Raw genomic sequence first — 19,471 nt, 5'->3', positions numbered from 1 at the left:
GTTGCACTCACCGTGAATTCCCCGTGGGACACTCGTCGGCCATGGTCGCCCTGTCCCTGCCGTGCTGGGCCCCCGCTCAGGGGCCCGCCGCGCAAGCCGCGTTCCGGTTCCGGCTCCGCACCCGTGCGAGAGCGGCTCTTGCACTTCAAGGAATCGCGCCTGAAACGGTAGACTTCTCCTAGATGCTGAACATCCCTGGTTATACCCTGCTCGGAGTGCTCAAGACCACGGGCACGAGCCTGCTGTTCCGGGCGGTACGTGATGCCGATGGCTTGCGGCTCATCCTCAAGACGCCGCTGGTTTCAGCTCCTGGTCCCCGTGAGTGCGAGAACTACCTCCGCGAGTTCGGCATCCTGCAGCGGCTCCAGGACGTGCGCGGCGTCATCCGCGCCCACGCATGTGAGCAGCTCCAGGGCCGGCCGGTGCTCCTCCTGGAGGACGTAGACGGCACGCCGCTGTCCGAGTCCACCGGCGAGCCGCTCGAGGTGACCCGGGCCGTGGACCTCGCCATCGCCGTGGCCTCGACGGTCGCGGAGCTGCATCGCCGCGGCATCGTCCACAAGGATCTCAAGCCCTCCAACATCATCCTCACGCCCTCGGGGGAGACGCGCCTCATCGACTTCGGCACCGCCAGCCTCCAGCTCGTCGAGCACGTGGACGTGACGCAAGCCCCCCTGGTCGAAGGCACATTGGCCTACATGTCCCCGGAGCAGACCGGGCGGATGAACCGCTCGGTGGACTACCGCACCGACCTCTATTCCCTGGGGATCACGCTCTACGAGCTGCTGGCGGGCCAGCGGCCCTTCCACGGCCGCGACGCGCTCGAGTGGTTCCACGCCCACATGGCGCAGGCCCCGCTGCCCCTGTCGGCACGGGTGAAGAATCTGCCGCCCGTCCTGTCCGCCATCGTGATGAAGCTCCTGGCCAAGGTCGCCGAGGAGCGCTACCAGAGCGCCGAGGGCCTGAAGGCCGATCTCGAGCGATGCCGGGAGGGCCTGAGCCGGGGTGTGAGCGAGGACTTCGTGCCAGGCCGGCACGACTACCCCAGCCGCTTCCAGCTCCCCCAGCGGCTCTATGGGCGCGACAGCCACGCCAAGGTCCTGCTCCAGGCCTTCGAGCGCGTCGCCGAGCGCGGCCGCTCGGAGCTCGTCCTGGTCAGTGGCTACTCGGGGATCGGCAAGTCCTCGGTGGTCAACGAGCTGCACAAGCCCGTGGTGAGGCAGCGGTCCTTCCTGCTCAGCGGCAAGTTCGACCAGTTCCAGCAGGACATCCCCTACGCCACCGTGGCGAGGGCCATTCAGGGGCTGGCGCGGCAGCTGCTCGGAGGCACCGATGAGGAGTTGGCGCGGTGGCGTCAGGACCTGAGCGACGCCTGGGAGGGCCAGGGCCAGGTCCTGGTGGACATCGCCCCGCAGCTCGAGCTCGTCACGGGCAGACAGGCGCCCGTCCAGGAGCTGCCGCCCTCCCTGGCCCAACAGCGCTTCCATCGGGTGCTCTGCCGGTTCTTTGGCGTCTTCGCCACGTCCGGGCATCCGCTGGTGTTCTTCATGGATGATCTCCAGTGGGCCGATCTGGCCAGCTTCCAGCTGCTCCAGCATCTACTGACCCACCCGGAGACACCGCCGCTCCTGCTGATCGCCGCCTATCGCGACAACGAGGTCCATTCCACCCATCCGCTGACGCAGACGCTGGAGCAGCTACGCCAGGCGGGTGCGCGGATGGCCCACGTCCAGCTCGAGCCGCTGAGCCTCGAGGATGTCCGGCAGCTCGTCACGGACACGCTCCCCGGCGCGAGCGCGGAGCTCGTCGGGCCGCTGGCGGCGCTGGCCCGTGAGAAGACCGGAGGCAACCCCTTCTTCCTCCTGCAGTTCCTGCAGACGCTCCACCAGGACGGGCTGTTGGTGCGCACGCCCGAGGGCCCCTGGCGCTGGGATGCGCAGGGCGCCCAGGCGAAGGGCTACTCCGACAACGTCGTCGACTTCATGGTGGCCAGGCTGCGCCAGTTCCCCTCACGAACGCAGCACCTGCTGCGGCTGGCGGCATGCGTGGGAAATACCTTCTCGCTGCGGACCTTGCTCCTCATCTCGGGAGTGGAGGATCCGGGCGAGGTGGAGCAGGGCCTCGAGCTGGCGCTCCAGGAGGGGGTGCTGGCCACCACCGGCCCGGAGCAGTACCGCTTCCTCCACGACCGCATCCACCAGGCGGCCCACGCCCTCATCCCCGAGGACCAACGAAAGGCCGTCCACCTGCGCGTGGGCCGTCTGCTGCTGGCGAGCCTGTCGCCGGAGGAGGTGCGCAAGAACCTCTTCGAGGTGGTGGGGCAGCTCAATACCGGCGCGGAGCTGCTCACCGAGCCCGAGGAGCGCCTGCGCGTCGCACGCCTGAACGCCGAGGCTGGCGCGAGGGCCAAGGCGTCGACCGCATACCGCTCGGCCATTACCTATCTGGTGATGGGCTTCCAGCTCCTCCCCGGAGATCCCTGGGCGGTGGATCACGCGCTGGCCTTCAAGCTCCGGCTGGATCACGCGAGTTGCGAGTTCATGAGCGGCAACGCCGCCCAGGCGCGCCGCATGGTGGAGGAGCTCCGAGGCCGGACGCGCACTCCGGCGGAGATGGCCGCGCTCTACCGGCTGAAGTGCGACCTCCACGTTGCCGCCGGCGAGAACCAGGTGGCCGTCGCCAGCCTCCTGGAGGGCCTGTCGATGATGGGAATGCCGCTCTCCCCGCGGCCCTCCTGGGAGGAAGTAGTGGCCGCCCACGAGGAGGTGGGGGCGCTGTTGGGGGAGAGGTCCATCTCCAGCCTTGTCGAGCTGCCCCGCCTGAGCGATCCCGTCAAGGAGGCGGTGATGAGCCTCCTGGTGGCACTGTACTCGCCGGCGCTCAACACGGACCCTCACCTGCACCTGCTCCACCTGTGCAAGTTGGTCTGTCTCAGCATCCGGCATGGCAACACGCCGGCCTCCGTCCACGGGTACTCCTCGTATGGGATGGTGCTGGGGCTTGCCTTCAAGCGTTACCGGGAGAGCCTGGCCTTTGGCCAGCTCGCCTGTGCGCTCGCCGAGCGCTACGACGCGGTCGCGCTCCGGGCAAGGGCGTTCTTCGGCATGGGGATGATCAGCCACTGGCTCCAGCCCATCTCCGACTCCCTGGGCTTCCTGCGCGGGGCCTTCCAGTACGCGCTCCAGGCCAGCGATTTCCTGGTCGCCGGCTTCTGCTGCACGCACATCGTCTCGCAGCGGCTCACCCTGGGGCACTCCCTGGAGGAGGTCTATCAGGAGTCGATCGCGCGGATGGACTTCGTGCGGATGAGCGGCTTCGTGGACGTGCGGGACGTCGTCCACATCTACCAGCGTTTCACTCAGCAGCTCCGGGGGCGCACCGTCTCGTTCCAGTCACTGAACGGAGATGACTTCACCGAGGAGGCCTTCGAAGCCAGGCTGACGCCGGAGCGCACGAGCATCGCCCGGTGCCTGTACTGGCTCCTCAAGATGCAGTCGCGCTTCATGGGCGGGGCGTACGACGAGGCGCGGGAGGCTGCGGACAGGGCCGCCCAGCTGAGCTGGTCGTTGCTGGGCCGCATCCAGCTCCTGCAGTTCCACTTCTTCCATGCCCTGACCCTGGCCGCCTGCTACGGGAAGATGGCGCCGGAGTCGAGGGGCACCGCCCTCGAGGCCATCCGTGGGCACCATGCGCGGCTCTCGGAGTGGACGGGCCATTGCCCCGAGAACTTCCGCGCGCTCGAGCGAATGGTGTCCGCGGAGCTGGCCCGCCTCCAGGGTCATGACGTCGAGGCCCTCCGCGCCTACGAAGAGGCCATCCAGGCTGCCCGCGAGCAGGGACGCATCCATGACCTGGCCCTGGCCAGCGAGCTGGCGGCCCGCTTCTGGACCGAGCGCGCAGTGCCCACCATCGCCGAGGCCTACGCCCGCAAGGCCCGGGAGGCCTACCTGCGTTGGGGCGCCTTGGGCAAGGTCCAGCACCTGGATGCCCAATGGCCGCCCCCGCCCGCCCTCTCGCCCGAGGAGGCGACCACCACGGACACGAACTCCGCGCACATCGACGCGCTCACCGTGGTGAAGGCCCAGCAAGCCATCTCAGGGGAGATCGTCCTGGACAGGCTGGGGGACACGCTGCTGCGGGTGGCCATCGAGAACGCCGGCGCCCAGCGGGGCGCCCTGCTGCTCCCGCAGGGTGACGCTCTCTCGGTGGTGGCCCTCGCGGACTCCTCGCTGGATGAGTCCGCCGGCCCGCGGGACGAGCGCCTGCCGTGGACCCTCATCTCCTACGTCCGGCGCACACGGGAGCACGTGCTCATCGGCGATGCCTCCCAGCCCCACCCGTTCTCCGCCGATGCGTGGCTCCAGCGCGGCGGGGCTCGCTCGGTGCTGTGCCTTCCCCTGGTGCGCCAGGAGGAGTTCCGGGGGGTGCTCTACCTGGAGAACAGCCTGGCCAGCAACGCCTTCACCCCCGCGCGCACCTCCCTGCTCGGACACCTCGCCTCCCAGGCCACCATCTCCATCGAGAACGCGCGGCTGTACACCGATCTCCAGCGTGCCGAGTCCGCCCTGCGCCGCGCCAACGACGAGTTGGAGAAGCGGGTGGAGGAGCGCACACGGGAGCTCCGGCACGCCCAGACCCAGCTGGTGGACACGGCGCGCGCGGCGGGTATGGCCGAGGTGGCCACCAACGTGCTCCACAACGTGGGCAACGTCCTCACCAGCGCCATCATCAACGTCCAGGTCCTGACCCAGACGGTGAGAGCCTCGCGCATGCGGCGGGTGAAGCAGGTCTCCTCGATGTTCGAACAGCACCAGGGCGCCCTCTCCGACTTCCTCACCCGCGATCCCCGCGGCACCCAGCTGCCGGGTTACCTCTCGGTCCTCGCCGACGAGCTGCTCCACGAGCACGCGGCGCTGCAGGAGGGCCTGGACGCGATGAACAAGCACATCGACCACGTGCGGGCCATCGTCCAGGTGCAGCAGACCTACGCCCGCAGCACGATGGTCACCGAGGAGTGCGATCTGTCGAGCCTCGTCAAGGACGCATTGAGCATCCAGCTGCCCGCGCTCAAACGCCATGGCGTCAACATCGTCCAGGAGCTGTCCACATTACCCGAGGTGCGTGTGGACAAGCACAAGGTGTTGCAGATCCTGATCAACCTCATCAGCAACGCCAGGAACGCGATGGCCTCGGTCCCCACCAGTCAGCGCAACCTGCACGTGCGGCTCGATGCCGTGGACGACATGGCGCGCATCCAGGTGGTGGACAGCGGCATGGGCATCGCACCGGAGTTGCGCGCGCGGCTCTTCACCCAGGGGTTCACCACCCGCGAGGGGGGCCATGGTCTGGGCCTGCACTCGAGCTCGTTGGCTGCGCGAATGCTGGGCGGGCAGCTCACGCTGGAGAGTGAAGGGCCGGGGAGGGGGGCAACGGCCACACTGAAGTTGCCGCTGGCATAGCGGTGTGACGCGGTCCCGGGAAGTTGCGGCCCTCCGGATAACACTGTCATCATGGCGCGGGATCAGCGGAGGCTGGCGAGGGCTCCTGTCCGGGTCCTCCTCGCCAGCTCGCGCGCGGAGTTTCGCCGCGCTGGCTGTCTCATGAACACATGGCTCTGGGAGGAACGCCAATGACGCACGTCGTGGCTGCATGGGGAAGAGTTTGGGAACAAAGGCCTCGAGGGAAACCTCGTCACCGCCAGGGAGCCCTGGCTGCGGTGCTTCTCGTGGGGCTCATGGTCGCCGCGCCATGCGCGGCCCATGCCAACGTGGTCGCCGAATGGAACCACCTGATGTTGAGGCTCGAGCCGACGCCGCGGTTCACGCCACACACGCGCGGCGCGGCCCTGATGCACGTCGCGATGCATGACGCGCTCAACTCCATTCCCGGCTCGCGGCGATACACCACCTATCTGCCCCCCGTGCCCGCCTCCGCCGGTGCGTCCCCCGAGGCCGCGGCCTCCGCCGCCGCGCATTGGACCCTGCGCCGCTACACCCAGACGGTCCACCCGGAGAACACCGCGCTGCTCGGGCAGATCGAGACGCTCTATACCACCTCCCTCGCGTCCATTCCGGACGGTCCCGCGAAGGAGGAGGGCATCCGGGTCGGCGAGGCGGCGGCGGAGCAACTCTGGACGGTGCGCGCCAATGATGGCTGGAACAACCCGGACAATCTCCAGTACACCTTTCCCGCTCCCGCGCCCGGTGTCTGGCGGCCCGTGCCGCCCTGGCCGTCCAACAACCTCCCGCCCTTCTTCTGGTGGAACCGGGTGACGCCCTGGACGCTGATCCAGGCCTCGCAGTTCATGTCGCCCCCTCCTCTGGACATCACCAGCGAGCGGTTCCAGAGGGACGTCGCGGAGACCCGGGCTTATGGTGACATCCAGAGCACGGTTCGCACCGCGGACCAGTCCCTCGCCGCGCATTGGTGGGGCACGTGTGTGGAGAGCAACTTCGGCTCGCCCGGCCTGATCGCCCAGCAGCTCGTCCTGGATCATGGCACCGGGTTGTACGAGAGCGCTCGCATCTTCGCGATCCTCGCGCTCGTGCAGGCTGACGCGATCATCTCCAACATCGAGAACAAGAACAGGTGGAACTTCTGGCGCCCCATCACGGTGATTCGTGAGAACGGCGATGTGAGCTGGACGCCCTTCCTCACCACCCCTCCGAATCAGGAGTATCCGGCGGGCCATCCCATGGTCAGCGGCGCCGGGGTGTACGTGCTCGCGAAGTTCTTCCCTGGCCGGCTGAAGCAGCCCTTGCGTGTCACGAGCGCGTCCTGCGGCACCCGGACCTTCCTCCACGTCTCGGATGCCGTCGATGAGGTGGTGAGCGCTCGGGTCTGGGGCGGCATGCACTTCCGCCACTCGGGAGAGGTGGGGGCGGGTCTCGGCAAGAAGATCGCCCACTGGGTGTACAAGCGTTATCTGCTCCCGCTCGACGAGCCCCACTTGCCGTAACGCGGCTCCTGCTCCCCCTCCGCTCTGCTTTCACGAAAACGACCCGTGTCAGGCGGGCCCGACGTAGGCTTCCGGGCCAGGAGGGGGAGCTGTCGATGCGCGGTCCCTCATCCACCCAACGCAGGGCAGGGCTCGTGCCCGTGCCGGGACGTGTGGGCTCCATCGGGGTGCTCGTGTTCGTGGCGGTGCTCGGCGCGGCGGGCTGCGGCGAAGACGTGCCACCGCTGGACGTACCCGAAGACGCCGCCCGATTCCGCCCACGACCCCGCCGACCGCACCCTGCGGGTGTGCGGTCCGGGCACCGAGGGGGGCACCCTCCCTTTCGGCACACGCCTGCTCAGGCTGCGCTCCCCTCAGGGGAGAGGCAGAGGGCTTGGGCCTGTGGGCAACCGCGGCCCTGCTCTCAACACCACGCGAGCTGAGGTGGCCCCTGCGCCGGGGACCGCTTCGCAGGCCGCGTGGGTCGTTCCAAGTGCTTGCGCCGGTACTCCCACTCGCGCTCCCCCACCTGCCCCTCCCCAGCCATACCTCGCCGGGATGACGAACCCGAGGAAAATCAAGGCGATAGCGGGTAACAGCGCGTCCTGCTTGGGGTTTTCTATCGCCTCGTCTACGGGTTCGAATCCCGTCGGGGCTCAGTTCGCCTTCTTGTTCTTCACCGGGACCGGGAAGCCGCGCTTGCGCATCAACGCGTCGGTGCCGGCCTCCTTGCCGCGGAAGGAGCGATAGGCCTCGGCGGGATCCACCGTGTTGCCCACCGAGAAGACGTTCTTGCGCAGCCGCTCGGCCACGTCCCGGTCATAGGCGCCCTTGCCCTCGGTGAAGGCCTCGTAGGCGTCGGCCGTGAGCGTGTCGGACCAGAGATAGCTGTAGTAGCCCGCCGAGTACCCGTCGCCCGCGAAGACGTGGCCGAACTGCGGCGTGCGATGCCGCATGACGATCTCCTTCGGCATCCCGAGCGCTCCCAGCGTGTCGCGCTCGAAGGCATCCGGATCGATCGTCTTGTCGCCCGCCAGGTGCAGCTTCATGTCCACCAGGGCGCTCGACAGGTACTCGACCGTGCCGAAGCCCTGGTTGAAGGTGGCGGCCTTCTCGATCTTCGCCACCAGCGCCGCCGGGATGGGCTTGCCCGTCTGATAATGCACGGCGTACGTGTTCAGTACCTCGGGCGTGGAGAGCCAGTGCTCCAGCAGCTGCGAGGGGAACTCCACGTAGTCACGCGCCACCGACGTGCCCGAGAGCGTCGGGTACGTCACGTTGGAGGCCAGGCCGTGCAGTGCGTGGCCGAACTCGTGGAACAGGGTCTGGGCGTCGGTCCAGCTGATCAGCACCGGCTCGCCCGGCTTGCCCTTCATGAAGTTGGAGTTGTTGGAGACGATGGTGGAGATGTCGCCCTTGAACCGCTCCTGGTTCCGGTAGGCGTTCATCCACGCGCCGGAGCGCTTGCCGGGCCGCGCATACGGATCGAAGTACCACAGGCCCACGTGCTTGCCGCTCGTCTTGTCCTTCACCTCCCAGACGCGCACGTCGGGGTGGAAGACCGGCACGTTGCTCACCGGCGTGAACGAGAAGCCGAACAGCTCGCCTGCCACCCAGAACATGCCCTCGCGCAGCTTCTCGAGCTGCAGGTACGGCTTCACCTCGTTCTCGTCGAGGTCGTACTTCGCCTTGCGGACCTTCTCCGCGTAGTAGCGGTAGTCCCAGGGCTCGATCTTCAGCTTCGCGCCCTCCTTGTTGGCGATCGCCTGCATGTCGGCGACCTCCTCGCGGACGCGGGCCACGGCGGGAGTCCACACCGCCTCCATCAGCGCCATGGCGCGCTCGGGCGTCTTGGCCATGGTGTTCTCGAGCCGCCAGTGGGCATGCGTCGCGTAGCCCAGCAGCTTCGCCCGCTCGGCGCGCAGCTTGAGGATCTCGGTGATGAGCTTGTTGTTGTCGCGGGCGTCGCCGTTGTCACCCCGGTTGACGTAGTTGCGCCAGACCTTCTCCCGCAGGTCCCGGCGGGACGAGTACGTCAGGAACGGCTCCATGGAGGAGCGCGTGTTGGTGATGACCCACTTGCCCGGCATGCCGCGCGACTCGGCGGCGGCCGCGGCACCGGTGCGGACGGACTCGGGCAGGCCGGCCAGGTCCGCCTCCGACTCGAGGACGACGACATGGTTCTCCTCGTCGGCCAGCACGTTCTGGCTGAAGTCGGTGTAGAGCGAGGCGAGGCGCTGGTTGATGTCCGCCAGGCGCTTCTTCGCCGCCGCGTCGAGCTTCGCGCCCGAGCGCACGAGGCCCGTGTAGTGGACCCAGACGAGCCGCTGCTGCTCGGGGGTCAGCTTCGCCTTGTCGGGCGAGGTGTAGACCGCCTCGACGCGCTGGAAGAGCTTCTCGTTCTGGGCAATCTCATCGGCGAAGGCCGCGAGCCTGGGGGCCATCTCCCGCTCGATGACCTGGAACTCGGGCCCGTTCATGGACGAGCTCCAGATGCCGAAGATCGTGCTCACGTCGTTGTAGGTCCGGCCGGCATCCTCCAGCGCGACGATGGTGTTCTCGAAGGTCGGCGCGTCCGGGTTGTTGGCGATCGCGGCGATCTCCCGGCGGTTCTCCTCGATGGAGGCCTCGAGCGCGGGCTTGAAGTGCTCGACCTTGACCTGGTCGAACGCGGGCACGCCGCCGTACGGGCCGGACCACCGGGCCAGCAACGGGTTCGTGGCCTTGGGGGCGGGCGCGCTGGACGCGGTGGGCTGGTTGTCGCCCGTCGTGCGGACCTCCTGGGTGGTCGTCGCGCACGAGGCGGACACGAGCGCGGCCACACCCGCGCCGGTGAAGAGGAGCTTACGCATGCGGTGATATCTCCAGAGGAGAGGGGAATACGGAGGGGTGGGAGCCTGGAGGGGAACGATCCCGGAGTCGAATGACGGAATCTCCCTGCTCCCACGAGCATTTCTACCCGGAACCTCGCGCTGGCCCGCCTGCCCGCTCCTCACTTTGGCCCCAAATGATGTCGCGTTGCGTCACGGTCTGTTGACGGAGTTGACGCGATGCGTTACCTCTCCATGCGTCCAGCAGAGGAGAGAGCAATCATGGCGAAGAACAAGAATGCGAAGAGCGAGGCGTCCAACCAGGAGAACGCGGCCCAGGCGAAGACCGAGACGGTGACGGTCGAGGTCGTGGCGAAGGCCGATGCGCCGGTGGCCGAGAATGCGGCCGAGCCCGTGAAGACCGAGGCGGTCAGCGTGACGGTGGAGGCGCCGGTGGCCGAGAATGCGGCCGAGCCCGCGAAGGCCGAGCCCGCGAATGTCGAGGCACCTGTGGTGGAGAAGGTGGCCGAGGCGGTGAAGGCCGAGGCGGCGAAGGCGGAGACGGTGGTGACCGAGACCGCCGGCCAGGTGGCGTCATTTGTGAAGGTTCAGCTGGAGCACGCGCAAAAGCAGATCGAGCAGCTCGAGGCGGAGGCGCAGAAGGCCTTTCAGACGCTGGTGTCGCGGGGCCGTGAGTCCGGCCGCGAGGTGCTGCAGCGGCTGAACGTGAACGAGCTGCGCGAGAAGCCGGCGGTGAAGGAGCTGGAGAAGAAGGCGACGTGGGTGGGCGGCGAGGTCCGCCAGCGCCTCACGGTGCTGCAGAGCCGGATGGTGAAGGTGGTGGGCGGCGTGGCGAGCCAGTCGCAGGTGGAGGCCATCAACCGCGAGCTGGATCGCCTGACGCGGAAGATCGACTCGATCATCTCCACGAAGAAGCCGGAGCAGCAGCAGCAGGAGACGCCGAAGGCGTAGTGGGACTCCACGTGCCCTGGCGTCACGCCTCGCGCGAGCGGCTGCCGTGACGCCGGGCGTAGGCCTGGGTGAGCTCCGCACCCAGGTACAGGCCGATGGCGAACCTGCCCAGGCTGAAGAGCAGGGACGTCACGGCCGCCCCGAGCCACACACCCCGAGCTACTCGAGGATCTCCACCGCGTCGCCCACGCGGATCTCCCCCGGACGCCGCACGATGATGTTCTGACCGAACATCACCCCATTCGTGGGCCCGACGCGCCGGTAGGTGGCGAGGGTGCGCAGGGGCTCCTGCTGGGGATCGGCCCGGGTCGTCTCGGGGTCCACGGTGGTGAAGACGCAGCGGGCGCACGGTTTGACCGCGGCCAGCTCGACGGTGCCGATGCGCAGCCGCTTCCAGCCGTCCTCGGCGAACGCCCCACAGCCCTCCACCACGAGGTTGGGACGGAACCGGCTCATGGGCACGGGCTGGGAGAGGCGCTGGTTCAGATCGGCCAGCGAGGCCTCGGAGATGAGCAGCAACGGGAAGCCATCGGCGAAGCCGACCCGGTCCTCCGGGGTGGCGTACTTCGGGTCCACCGGGCGCTCCATCCGCGCGTCCACGTACACGAGCCGTGCGGGCTCTCCGAGGTACTCGGAGAGCCACCGGTCGGCGTCGGCGTCGGCGCGAGCAGCCGAGCAGGTGTCATCCCAGACGGTGACGTCGAGCCGGGGCGCGCTGGCGGGCGGGACGGGGACCCCGAGCTCCGGCATGCCCGGAGCCGACAGGTGCAGCCCCGAGGGCCCGGGCACGGCCTTCAGCCGCACGAGGGCGGGCAGCTCGCGTCCGGTCATGCAGGAGCCATCCGAGCGCACCGCCATCCACCGGCGGTCATGCTGGATTCCGAGCGGCTCCACCGTGGCCTGGGTCAGCGGGAGACCCGCGCACGACTTGAGGGGATAGATGGTGAGGGAGGTGAGGGTCGGCACACCGCGTGTTCTGCCCCATTCGGCCTGGAGTGCACCAGCCGTCATTTCACCGGCTCGACACTCCCGGGGCTGCAGGTGGGCGAGCGTCCCAGGTCGGCATCCGCCATATTGGCATCTCGTCCACCTTGACGGATGGACCGCACCAGCGTTAGTAGTAACCCCACGATGACGCTCCCCTGAGTGGGAGCGTGTGACAACACCTTCTCGCGCTGTCCCTGACTCGTGCGGCCCGCTTCTCGATGGAGAGGCTCGGGTCGTTGCGCTTTCCCCTCGGCAGGTGCGGCCCGCCCTCGCGAGAGGTGCTGGGCCGTTTTCTTTCACGGAATCGCCATGTCTCACTCTTCATCGCTGTCGCTCGCTGTCCCGCAGGAAGAGTTGGGTGCCGCCTCGAAGGAGCTGCTGGAGGCTCCCGCGGAGGAGGTGCTCGCCTGGGTCGAGCGGCGGTTCGGCTCGCGCGCGGCCATTGCCTCCAGCTTCGGTGCCGAGGACATGGTCCTCATCGATCTCGCCCGCACGCATGCTCCGAGCGTGCGCCTGTTCACCCTCGATACCGGCCGGCTTCCACCGGAGACATACGAGGTGATGGACGTGGTGCGCCGCCGCTACGGCATCGAGATCGAGACGTTCTTCCCGGAGCGCGCCCGCGTCGAGGCGCTCGAGTCCAGCAAGGGCTACTTCTCGTTCAAGCAGAGCATCGAGGCGCGCAAGGAGTGCTGCGCCATCCGCAAGGTGGAGCCGCTCGGGCGCGCGCTGGCGGGACGGGAGGCCTGGGTGACCGGGCTGCGGCGTGAGCAGTCCGTCACCCGCACGGAGGTGCAGACGGTCGCGGTCGATGCCGAGCACGGGCTCATCAAGGTGAACCCGCTCGCGCGGTGGAGCACCCGGGAGGTGTGGGCGTACATCAAGGCCCACGGCGTCCCCTACAACGTGCTGCACGACCGGGGTTACCCCTCCATCGGGTGCGCGCCCTGCACGCGCGCGGTGAAGCCCTACGAGGACGAGCGCGCCGGCCGCTGGTGGTGGGAGTCCCCCGAGAACCGCGAGTGCGGATTGCACGTCCGCCGTTAGCCCCCTGAGGAGAGCCCATGCCTTCCTTCACGCCCGCGGAGCTCACCCTGTTCCTGACCGCCTTGCTGGCGGCGCTCGTCAATGGAGCACTGGGCTACGGCTTCTCCTCCATCACCGTGCCGGTGGCGCTCGGGTTCGTGGCCAACCGGGTGCTCAACCCGGCCCTCGTCCTGCTGGAGCTGGTGCTCAACCTCGCCTCCCTGTTCCTGAACCGGCGATCGCTCCCCGCGGTCTGGCGGCGCATGCTGCCGTTGATGGTCGGCCTCCTGCCGGGCGTCATCGTGGGCGGGCTGTTCCTCACGATGGTCGCGGCCGTGGTGCTCAAGGCGGCCACCTATGCCGTCCTGCTGCCGCTCATCCTCCTCCAGGCCGCGGGGGTGCGCTGGCCCATCCGCAACGAGCGGACCATCGGGGTTCCCTTCGGCCTGGGGCTCGGGCTGCTGTACTCGACCACCACCATCTCCGGTCCTCCGCTCGCCCTGCTGCTCAACAACCAGGGCTTTGCCCAGGACGAGTTCCGTGCGGCCATCGCCCTCATCCGTGTGGCAGAATCGAGCCTCACCCTGGTGACGTACCTCTTCCTCGGACTGTATGGCTCGTCGAGTCTCGGCCTCTTCTGGCTGTTGCTGCCCGCCGTCGTGATCGGACTGCCCCTGGGGCGCGTGCTGTTGCGGCGCGTCAGCAAGGATGCCTTCCGCCGGCTGTGCATGGGCGTGGACGCGGCGCTCGTCAGCGTGGGACTCGGGTTCGCGCTCCAGCAGCTCGGTTGGATCGACCGCGCGGTGAGCTACGCGGTGACGGCGGCGATCGGCGGCTTCATCGTCGGCTCCGCCTGGCAGCGCTTCCTCCTGCTGCGAAAGAATCAGGTGACGTCGTCGTGAGCACGCATGTGGATTTCCCCGTCTGCCTGCGCCTGCGGGGCAAGCGGGTCCTCCTGGTCGGAGCGGGCACCATCGCCGACGAACGGAGCCAGCAGCTGGTGGACGCGGGTGCTCGGGTGCGTGTGGTGGCCCCCGGCATCGGCACGACGATCCGCCGCCTCGCGGAGGAGGGCCGGCTGGAGCTGCTCGAACGCGCCTATGTCCCGGGTGACGTGCGGGGGCACGACGTGGTGTTCGTGGCCACGGATGATCGGCGGGTGAGCCAGGCGGTGGCGGACGATGCGCGCGCGCTCGGCATCTGGGTGAACGCGGCGGACATCCCCGAGCTGTGCGACTTCACGCTGCCGTCCGTGGGGCGGCGTGGCCCCATCGTGGTGGCGGTCTCCACCTCCGGGCAGTCGCCCGCGCTGGCGCGTCAGCTGCGGCGGCGGTTCCTGGATCAGGTGGGCCCCGGGCATGTCCAGCTGGCCCGGCTCAGCGGATGGCTCCGCAAGCGGCTGCCCTGTGGCTCCGAGCGGATGCGGCTGCTGAAGCAGCTGGTGGAGGGCGAGGCCGGGGAGCTGTTGGCGCGAGGTCAGCGCAGGGCCGCCTGGGCCCGGGTGCGCTCCGCGCTCGAAACTTTTGGAGAGACGAGATGAGCAAGCAGCACGTCAACGGAAAGGTGTACCTGGTGGGGGCCGGGCCTGGAGATCCCGGTCTGCTCACGCTGCGCGCGGCCCAGCTGCTCGCGAGCGCGGATGCGGTGGTCTACGACCGGCTCATCCACCCCGAGGTATTGAAGCACGCCCGGCCCCGGGCCCGGCTCCTGTTCGTCGGCAAGGAGGGAGGGGGCGAGTCGGTGCGGCAGGAGGAGATCAACGCGCTGCTCATCTCCCAGGCGCGGCTCGGCCGCTCGGTGGTGCGGCTCAAGGGTGGGGACCCGTTCGTCTTCGGCCGTGGCGGCGAGGAGGCCCTGGCGCTGGAGGAGGCGGGCATCGCCTACGAGGTGGTGCCGGGCGTCTCCAGCGGCGTGGCGGCGCCCGCGGCGGCGGGGATTCCCGTCACCCACCGGGGCGTGTCGGGCTCGGTGACGTTCGCCACGGGGCACCGGGCCGGGAAGGAGCCGGACTGGGCGCACCTGGCCGGGGCGGAGACGCTCGTGCTGTTCATGGCGGGCGGCAGGCTGGAGGAGGCGACGCTGGCGCTCATCGCGGCGGGACGCGCTCCGAGCACTCCGGCGGCCATCGTGGAGGCGGGCACCTGGGAGCACCAGCGGGTGCTCGAGGCCCCGCTCGCGGACATCGCCGCGCGCGCCCGTGAGGCTTCTGTCGGCTCGCCGGCCCTGTTGGTGGTGGGCGAAGTCGTTTCCCTGCGCTCCCAGCTCCGCTCGCTGGTCGAGTCGCGACCCGTGGTATCCGAGCGCGAGCAATTCCTGAAGGCGGAGGCTGGCCATGAGTGAGACCCTGTCCGCACGACTCTCCCACCTCGCGGTGCTCGAGGCGGAGAGCATCCACATCATCCGAGAGACGGCGGCCGAGTTCGCCAATCCGGTGATGCTCTACAGCATCGGCAAGGACTCGCAGGTGCTGCTGCACCTGGCCCGGAAGGCCTTCCATCCGGCGCCCCTGCCGTTCCCTCTCCTCCACGTGGACACCACCTGGAAGTTCCGGGCGATGTATGAGTTCCGCGATTCGTTCACGGCGAAGCACGGGCTGAAGTTGATCGTGCACCAGAACAAGAAGGCGCTCTCCGAGGGCATCAACCCCTTCGACCACGGCAGCCAGAAGTACACGCACGCGATGAAGACGCAGTCGCTGCTCGAGGCGCTCTCGCTGCACGGCTTCGACGCGGCCTTCGGTGGCGCCCGGCGTGACGAGGAGAAGTCCCGCGCCAAGGAGCGCGTCTACTCCTTCCGGGATCGTCACGGGCAGTGGGAGCCGCGCAAGCAGCGGCCCGAGCTGTGGAACCTCTACAACGGCCGGATCGACGCGGGCGAGAGCATGCGTGTCTTCCCTCTCTCCAACTGGACCGAGCTCGACGTGTGGCACTACGTCCTCAAGGAGCGCATCCCGGTCGTCCCTCTGTACTTCGCCGCCGAGCGCCCGGTGGTGAACCGCAACGGCCAGTGGATCATGGTGGACGACGAGCGCATGCGCCTGCGGCCGGGCGAGCGGCCCACGCCGAAGCGGGTGCGCTTCCGCACGTTGGGTTGTTACCCGTTGAGTGGCGCGATCGAGTCCTCCGCCGAGACGGTCGAGGACGTCATCACCGAGATGCTGGAGGCCCGCGTGTCCGAGCGTCAGGGCCGCCTGATTGATCACGACGAAGAAGGCTCGATGGAGCTCAAGAAGCGCGAGGGGTACTTCTAGATGACCGCCGCACTGCAGCTTCAGGACAAGAAAGACCTCCAGCGGTTCCTCTCCGAGCACTACGAGAAGGAGCTGCTCCGGTTGGTGGTGGTGGGCTCGGTGGACGATGGGAAGTCCACGCTGATCGGCCGGCTCCTCTACGAGTGCAATGGCCTCTTCGAGGACCAGGTGGCCGCGGTGAAGCGCGCCAGCGCGGGTGAGGAGATCGACTTCTCGCTCTTCACCGACGGGCTGCGCGCCGAGCGCGAGCAGGGCATCACCATCGACGTGGCCTACCGGTACTTCTCCACGCGCCGGCGCAAGGTGATCGTCGCCGACACGCCAGGACACCTGCAGTACACGCGCAACATGGCCACCGGCGCCTCCACGGCCGACGCGGCGGTCATCCTGGTGGACGCGCGCCTGGGCATCCTCCCGCAGACGCGGCGGCACGCGTACATCGCCTCGCTGCTGGGGATTCCCTACCTCGCGGTGTCCATCAACAAGATGGACCTGATGGACTTCGACCACGGCGTCTACGAGCGCCTCACCACGGAGTTCAATGCGTTCGCCCGTACGCTGGGCTTCGAGCAGGTCCGCTACTTCCCCATCAGCGCGCGCGGGGGCGACAACATCACCCAGCCGAGCGCCCGCACGCCGTGGCACGACGGCGAGACGCTGCTCGGGTGGTTGGAGTCGCTGCCGCACCAGCGCCGGTTGGATGGCGCGGCCCTGCGCTTCCCCGTCCAGTACGTGCTGCGGCCGAACCTGGACTACCGCGGGTTCGCCGGGCAGCTCGCCTCGGGCACGGTGCGCGTGGGCGACGAGGTGGTCGTCTTCCCCTCGAAGCGGCGCACGCACATCGCCGCCATCGACACCTTCGATGGCAGCCTCCCGGAGGCCAGCGCGCCGTCGTCGGTGACCCTGCGTCTGGCCGACGAGGTGGACGTCAGCCGGGGTGACATGATCGCCCATGCCGAGCAGCCGCCCGTGGCGCTCCAGGATCTGGAGGCCATGCTGGTGTGGTTCGGCGAGGAGCGCCTGGACACCTCGCGCCGCTACCTGGTGAAGCACACCTCGAAGTACGTCCCGGCCCACATCGAGCAGGTGCTCTGGCGCAAGGACCTGGAGGCGCTCTCCGAGGTCCCCGCCGAGTCCCTGTCGCTCAATGACATCGGCAAGGTGCGGATCGTCTGCAAGCGCCCGCTGATCTGCGATCCCTACCAGGACAACCGGAAGACCGGTGCCTTCATCGTCGTGGACCCGCTCACCAACGACACGGTCGCGGCGGGGATGATCCTCGGGGCCGCGGGCGGGCAGGGCGAAGGGGAGACGAAGTCCCTCATCTCCGCCGAGGAGCGGCGCGCGCGCCTGGGGCAGTCGGGCGCGGTCATCCTCCTGGCGGGCACTCCGGAGGTGCCGGAGTCGGCGCGGCGCCTGGAGCGGGCCCTGTTCGATCAGGGCCGGCACGTGGTCACCGTTCGCGGCGACGCGGAGGCCGCCCTGGCGCTGGCCGGGGCGGGGCTGCTCGCCATCCTCTACACCCCCGTTCCGCAGGCGCGGCTGGCGCTACGTGATCAGCTGCGCGGCACCGGTATTCCCTCGGTCGAGCTGGATCCCACCCACGACCTGGAGCGCCAGGTGAAGCAGATCCTGGACGCTCAGGAGACGACGTCGTGACACCTTCCGTGAATCCCTCCGCCGTTCCCTCGCTGGCCGCGTCGCTCGGCGAGGAGAAGGGCGCGCTGGTGCAGCGCCTCTCCGAGGGGCTCGACGCCCCGTCGCTCACCTGGTTGAGCGGGTACTTCGCCGGGCTCGCGGCCCGGCAGTTGCCCGGCTCCGTCCAGGCCGCCGCGCCCTCCGTGGCGGCGCAGGCCACGCCCCAGGGCTCGTTGACGATCGTCTATGGCACCCAGACCGGGAACAGCCGGCTGCTCGCCGAGCGCCTCAAGCAGCGGGCCGAGGCCGCCGGGCTCGCCGTGCGCTGCGTGCGTGCCAGTGAGTACCCCACGCGCGAGCTGAAGAACGAGCGGCTCCTCTACGTGGTGATCAGCACCCAGGGAGATGGAGATCCGCCCGACGACGCGCGCGGCTTCGTCGATTTCGTGCTGGGCAAGCGCGCTCCGGCGCTCGGACAACTCCGGTTCGCGGTGCTGGGCCTGGGCGATTCGAGCTACCCCAAGTTCTGCGAGATCGGCCGCGTCCTCGACGAGCGCTTCGCCGAGCTCGGGGCCACGCGGCTGTTCGCGCGCGCCGAGTGCGACGTGGACTTCGAGCCGGTGGCCGAGCCGTGGCTCGGTCAGGCCCTGGAGCACGCGAAGAAGGAGCTCGAACCGCAGACCTCGCTGGCGACCGTCACGCCGCTGCGAACGGTGCCGGTCACGCCCACCTTCAGCCGCGAGAATCCCTATCCGTCCCAGGTGCTGGCCAACCAGCGCATCACCGGGCGCGGGGCCATCAAGGACGTCCGCCACCTGGAGCTGTCGCTGGAGGGCTCGGGCCTGACGTACGAGCCGGGCGATGCCCTCGGAGTGGTGCCGCGGAATCCGCCGGAGCTGGTCGCGGCGGTGCTCTCCGAGCTGCGGCTCGATGGCGCCACCGAGGTCACGCGCGAAGGGCGCATCCTGCCGTTGAAGCGCTGGCTGTCGGAGGGGTTGGAGATCACCCGTCTGAGCCGTCCCTTCCTGGCGAGCCACGCCGCGCGCTCCGGAAACGCGGAGCTCCAGCGCCTGCTCACGCCGGAGGGCGCCGAGGGCCTGCGGGCACTGCTCGCCAGCCATCAGGTCATTGATCTGCTCCGCCAGTACCCCGCGGCATGGGGCGCGGAGGAGCTGGTGGGCGCGCTGCGCCGCCTGACGCCGCGGCTCTACTCCATCGCCTCCAGCCAGAAGCGGGTAGGGGAGGAGGTCCACCTCACGGTGAGCCTGGTGGAGTACGAGGCCTTCGGCTTCCGTCACGTGGGGACCGCCTCGAACTACCTGGCCACGCGCGAGGCCGGCCAGGAGCTGGTGGACGTCTTCATCGAGGCCAACGAGCGGTTCCGCCTCCCGAAGGATCCGAGCCGCGACGTCATCATGATCGGCCCCGGCACGGGCGTGGCGCCGTTCCGCGCGTTCGTGCAGGAGCGCGCCGAAGTGGGAGCGAGTGGCCGCAACTGGCTCTTCTTCGGTGAGCAGCACTTCCGCACCCAGTTCCTCTACCAGCTGGAGTGGCAGGAGGCCGTCAAGAAGGGTGAGCTGCACCGGCTCGACGTCGCCTTCTCACGCGACCAGGGCCAGAAGGTCTACGTCCAGCACCGCCTGCGCGAGAAGGGGCGTGAGCTCTACGACTGGCTGCAGGGCGGCGCCCACCTCTACGTCTGCGGCGATGCCACGCGCATGGCGCCGGACGTCCACGAAGCCCTGATCGACATCATCGCGACCCACGGCGGCAAGAGCCGCGAGGACGCGAAGGCCCACCTCGAATCCCTGCGCGAGCAGCAGCGTTATCTGCGCGACGTCTACTGAGTGA

At 68.9% G+C, this 19,471-nt stretch carries 12 protein-coding genes; 10 read left to right on the top strand and 2 right to left on the bottom strand.

All coding sequences use genetic code 11. The features are described from left to right. The first annotated feature begins 182 nt into the window (after positions 1–182). Entirely contained in the window at positions 183–5,459 is a 5,277-nt protein-coding gene (locus tag JQX13_RS46775) for a trifunctional serine/threonine-protein kinase/ATP-binding protein/sensor histidine kinase (protein WP_203405870.1), read from the top strand. A gap of 275 nt (positions 5,460–5,734) precedes the next feature. After that, complete coding sequence (locus JQX13_RS46770) at positions 5,735–6,958, top strand: vanadium-dependent haloperoxidase (RefSeq protein ID WP_203405869.1); 1,224 nt, start codon at positions 5,735–5,737, stop codon at positions 6,956–6,958. Between the two features lie 635 nt (positions 6,959–7,593). Here JQX13_RS46770 and JQX13_RS46765 read toward each other — a convergent pair. Continuing rightward, the gene (locus tag JQX13_RS46765) at positions 7,594–9,789 is read right to left on the bottom strand and encodes a M3 family metallopeptidase (RefSeq protein WP_203405868.1); all 2,196 of its coding nucleotides are present in this window, start codon (positions 9,787–9,789) and stop codon (positions 7,594–7,596) included. A 240-nt stretch (positions 9,790–10,029) separates the two neighbouring features. Between JQX13_RS46765 and JQX13_RS55750 the strand changes: the two genes are divergently transcribed. Further along, positions 10,030–10,719, top strand: coding sequence for a hypothetical protein (locus tag JQX13_RS55750; RefSeq protein ID WP_275424936.1), 690 nt, complete (start codon positions 10,030–10,032; stop codon positions 10,717–10,719). Positions 10,720–10,878: 159 nt separating this feature from the next. Here the strand turns inward: JQX13_RS55750 and JQX13_RS46755 are convergent, their stop codons facing one another. After that, a complete protein-coding gene (locus tag JQX13_RS46755) occupies positions 10,879–11,685 on the bottom strand; it encodes an MOSC domain-containing protein (RefSeq protein ID WP_203405867.1) in 807 nt (268 codons plus the stop codon). A gap of 330 nt (positions 11,686–12,015) precedes the next feature. On the opposite strand from JQX13_RS46755, the gene JQX13_RS46750 reads away from it, so the two are divergent. The 7 genes from JQX13_RS46750 to JQX13_RS46720 are packed head-to-tail and all read left to right on the top strand — an operon-like array spanning position 12,016 to position 19,467. After that, the gene (locus tag JQX13_RS46750) at positions 12,016–12,753 is read left to right on the top strand and encodes a phosphoadenylyl-sulfate reductase (protein ID WP_203405866.1); all 738 of its coding nucleotides are present in this window, start codon (positions 12,016–12,018) and stop codon (positions 12,751–12,753) included. Between the two features lie 17 nt (positions 12,754–12,770). Next, positions 12,771–13,634 carry a sulfite exporter TauE/SafE family protein gene (locus JQX13_RS46745; RefSeq protein ID WP_203405865.1) on the top strand — a complete coding sequence of 288 codons (864 nt, stop codon included), beginning with the start codon at positions 12,771–12,773 and terminating at the stop codon, positions 13,632–13,634. Further along, positions 13,631–14,272, top strand: a complete 642-nt coding sequence (locus JQX13_RS46740) for a precorrin-2 dehydrogenase/sirohydrochlorin ferrochelatase family protein (protein ID WP_203405864.1) — start codon at positions 13,631–13,633, stop codon at positions 14,270–14,272. Before JQX13_RS46745 ends, JQX13_RS46740 begins: the two co-directional genes overlap by 4 nt. Further along, positions 14,269–15,072 carry a uroporphyrinogen-III C-methyltransferase gene (cobA, locus tag JQX13_RS46735; protein ID WP_203405863.1) on the top strand — a complete coding sequence of 268 codons (804 nt, stop codon included), beginning with the start codon at positions 14,269–14,271 and terminating at the stop codon, positions 15,070–15,072. The genes JQX13_RS46740 and cobA overlap by 4 nt, the downstream gene beginning before the upstream one ends. Beyond that, positions 15,065–15,982 (top strand): sulfate adenylyltransferase subunit CysD, encoded by a 918-nt coding sequence (gene cysD, locus JQX13_RS46730; protein ID WP_203405862.1) that lies wholly within the window; start codon positions 15,065–15,067, stop codon positions 15,980–15,982. Before cobA ends, cysD begins: the two co-directional genes overlap by 8 nt. Next, positions 15,983–17,641, top strand: a complete 1,659-nt coding sequence (locus tag JQX13_RS46725) for a GTP-binding protein (protein WP_203405861.1) — start codon at positions 15,983–15,985, stop codon at positions 17,639–17,641. It begins immediately after the preceding gene. Then, complete coding sequence (locus JQX13_RS46720; protein ID WP_203405860.1) at positions 17,638–19,467, top strand: assimilatory sulfite reductase (NADPH) flavoprotein subunit; 1,830 nt, start codon at positions 17,638–17,640, stop codon at positions 19,465–19,467. The genes JQX13_RS46725 and JQX13_RS46720 overlap by 4 nt, the downstream gene beginning before the upstream one ends. The last annotated feature ends 4 nt before the right edge of the window (positions 19,468–19,471 follow it).

The sequence above is a fragment of the Archangium violaceum genome, assembly GCF_016859125.1.
In the GTDB taxonomy this organism is placed as follows: Bacteria; Myxococcota; Myxococcia; order Myxococcales; family Myxococcaceae; genus Archangium; species Archangium violaceum_A.
Note: the sequence above shows the minus strand (reverse complement) of the source record. Positions and strands in the feature narration are given on the sequence as shown.

Bases quoted from the DNA above. Each gene is read 5' to 3' on its own strand.
- JQX13_RS46770 (WP_203405869.1), top strand. From the start codon at position 5,735: ATGGTCGCCGCGCCATGCGCGGCCCATGCCAACGTGGTCGCCGAATGG.
- JQX13_RS46725 (WP_203405861.1), top strand. From the start codon at position 15,983: ATGACCGCCGCACTGCAGCTTCAGGACAAGAAAGACCTCCAGCGGTTC.
- JQX13_RS46775 (WP_203405870.1), top strand. From the start codon at position 183: ATGCTGAACATCCCTGGTTATACCCTGCTCGGAGTGCTCAAGACCACG.
- cobA (WP_203405863.1), top strand. From the start codon at position 14,269: ATGAGCAAGCAGCACGTCAACGGAAAGGTGTACCTGGTGGGGGCCGGG.
- JQX13_RS46765 (WP_203405868.1), bottom strand. From the start codon at position 9,789: ATGCGTAAGCTCCTCTTCACCGGCGCGGGTGTGGCCGCGCTCGTGTCC.
- cysD (WP_203405862.1), top strand. From the start codon at position 15,065: ATGAGTGAGACCCTGTCCGCACGACTCTCCCACCTCGCGGTGCTCGAG.
- JQX13_RS46750 (WP_203405866.1), top strand. From the start codon at position 12,016: ATGTCTCACTCTTCATCGCTGTCGCTCGCTGTCCCGCAGGAAGAGTTG.
- JQX13_RS46745 (WP_203405865.1), top strand. From the start codon at position 12,771: ATGCCTTCCTTCACGCCCGCGGAGCTCACCCTGTTCCTGACCGCCTTG.
- JQX13_RS55750 (WP_275424936.1), top strand. From the start codon at position 10,030: ATGGCGAAGAACAAGAATGCGAAGAGCGAGGCGTCCAACCAGGAGAAC.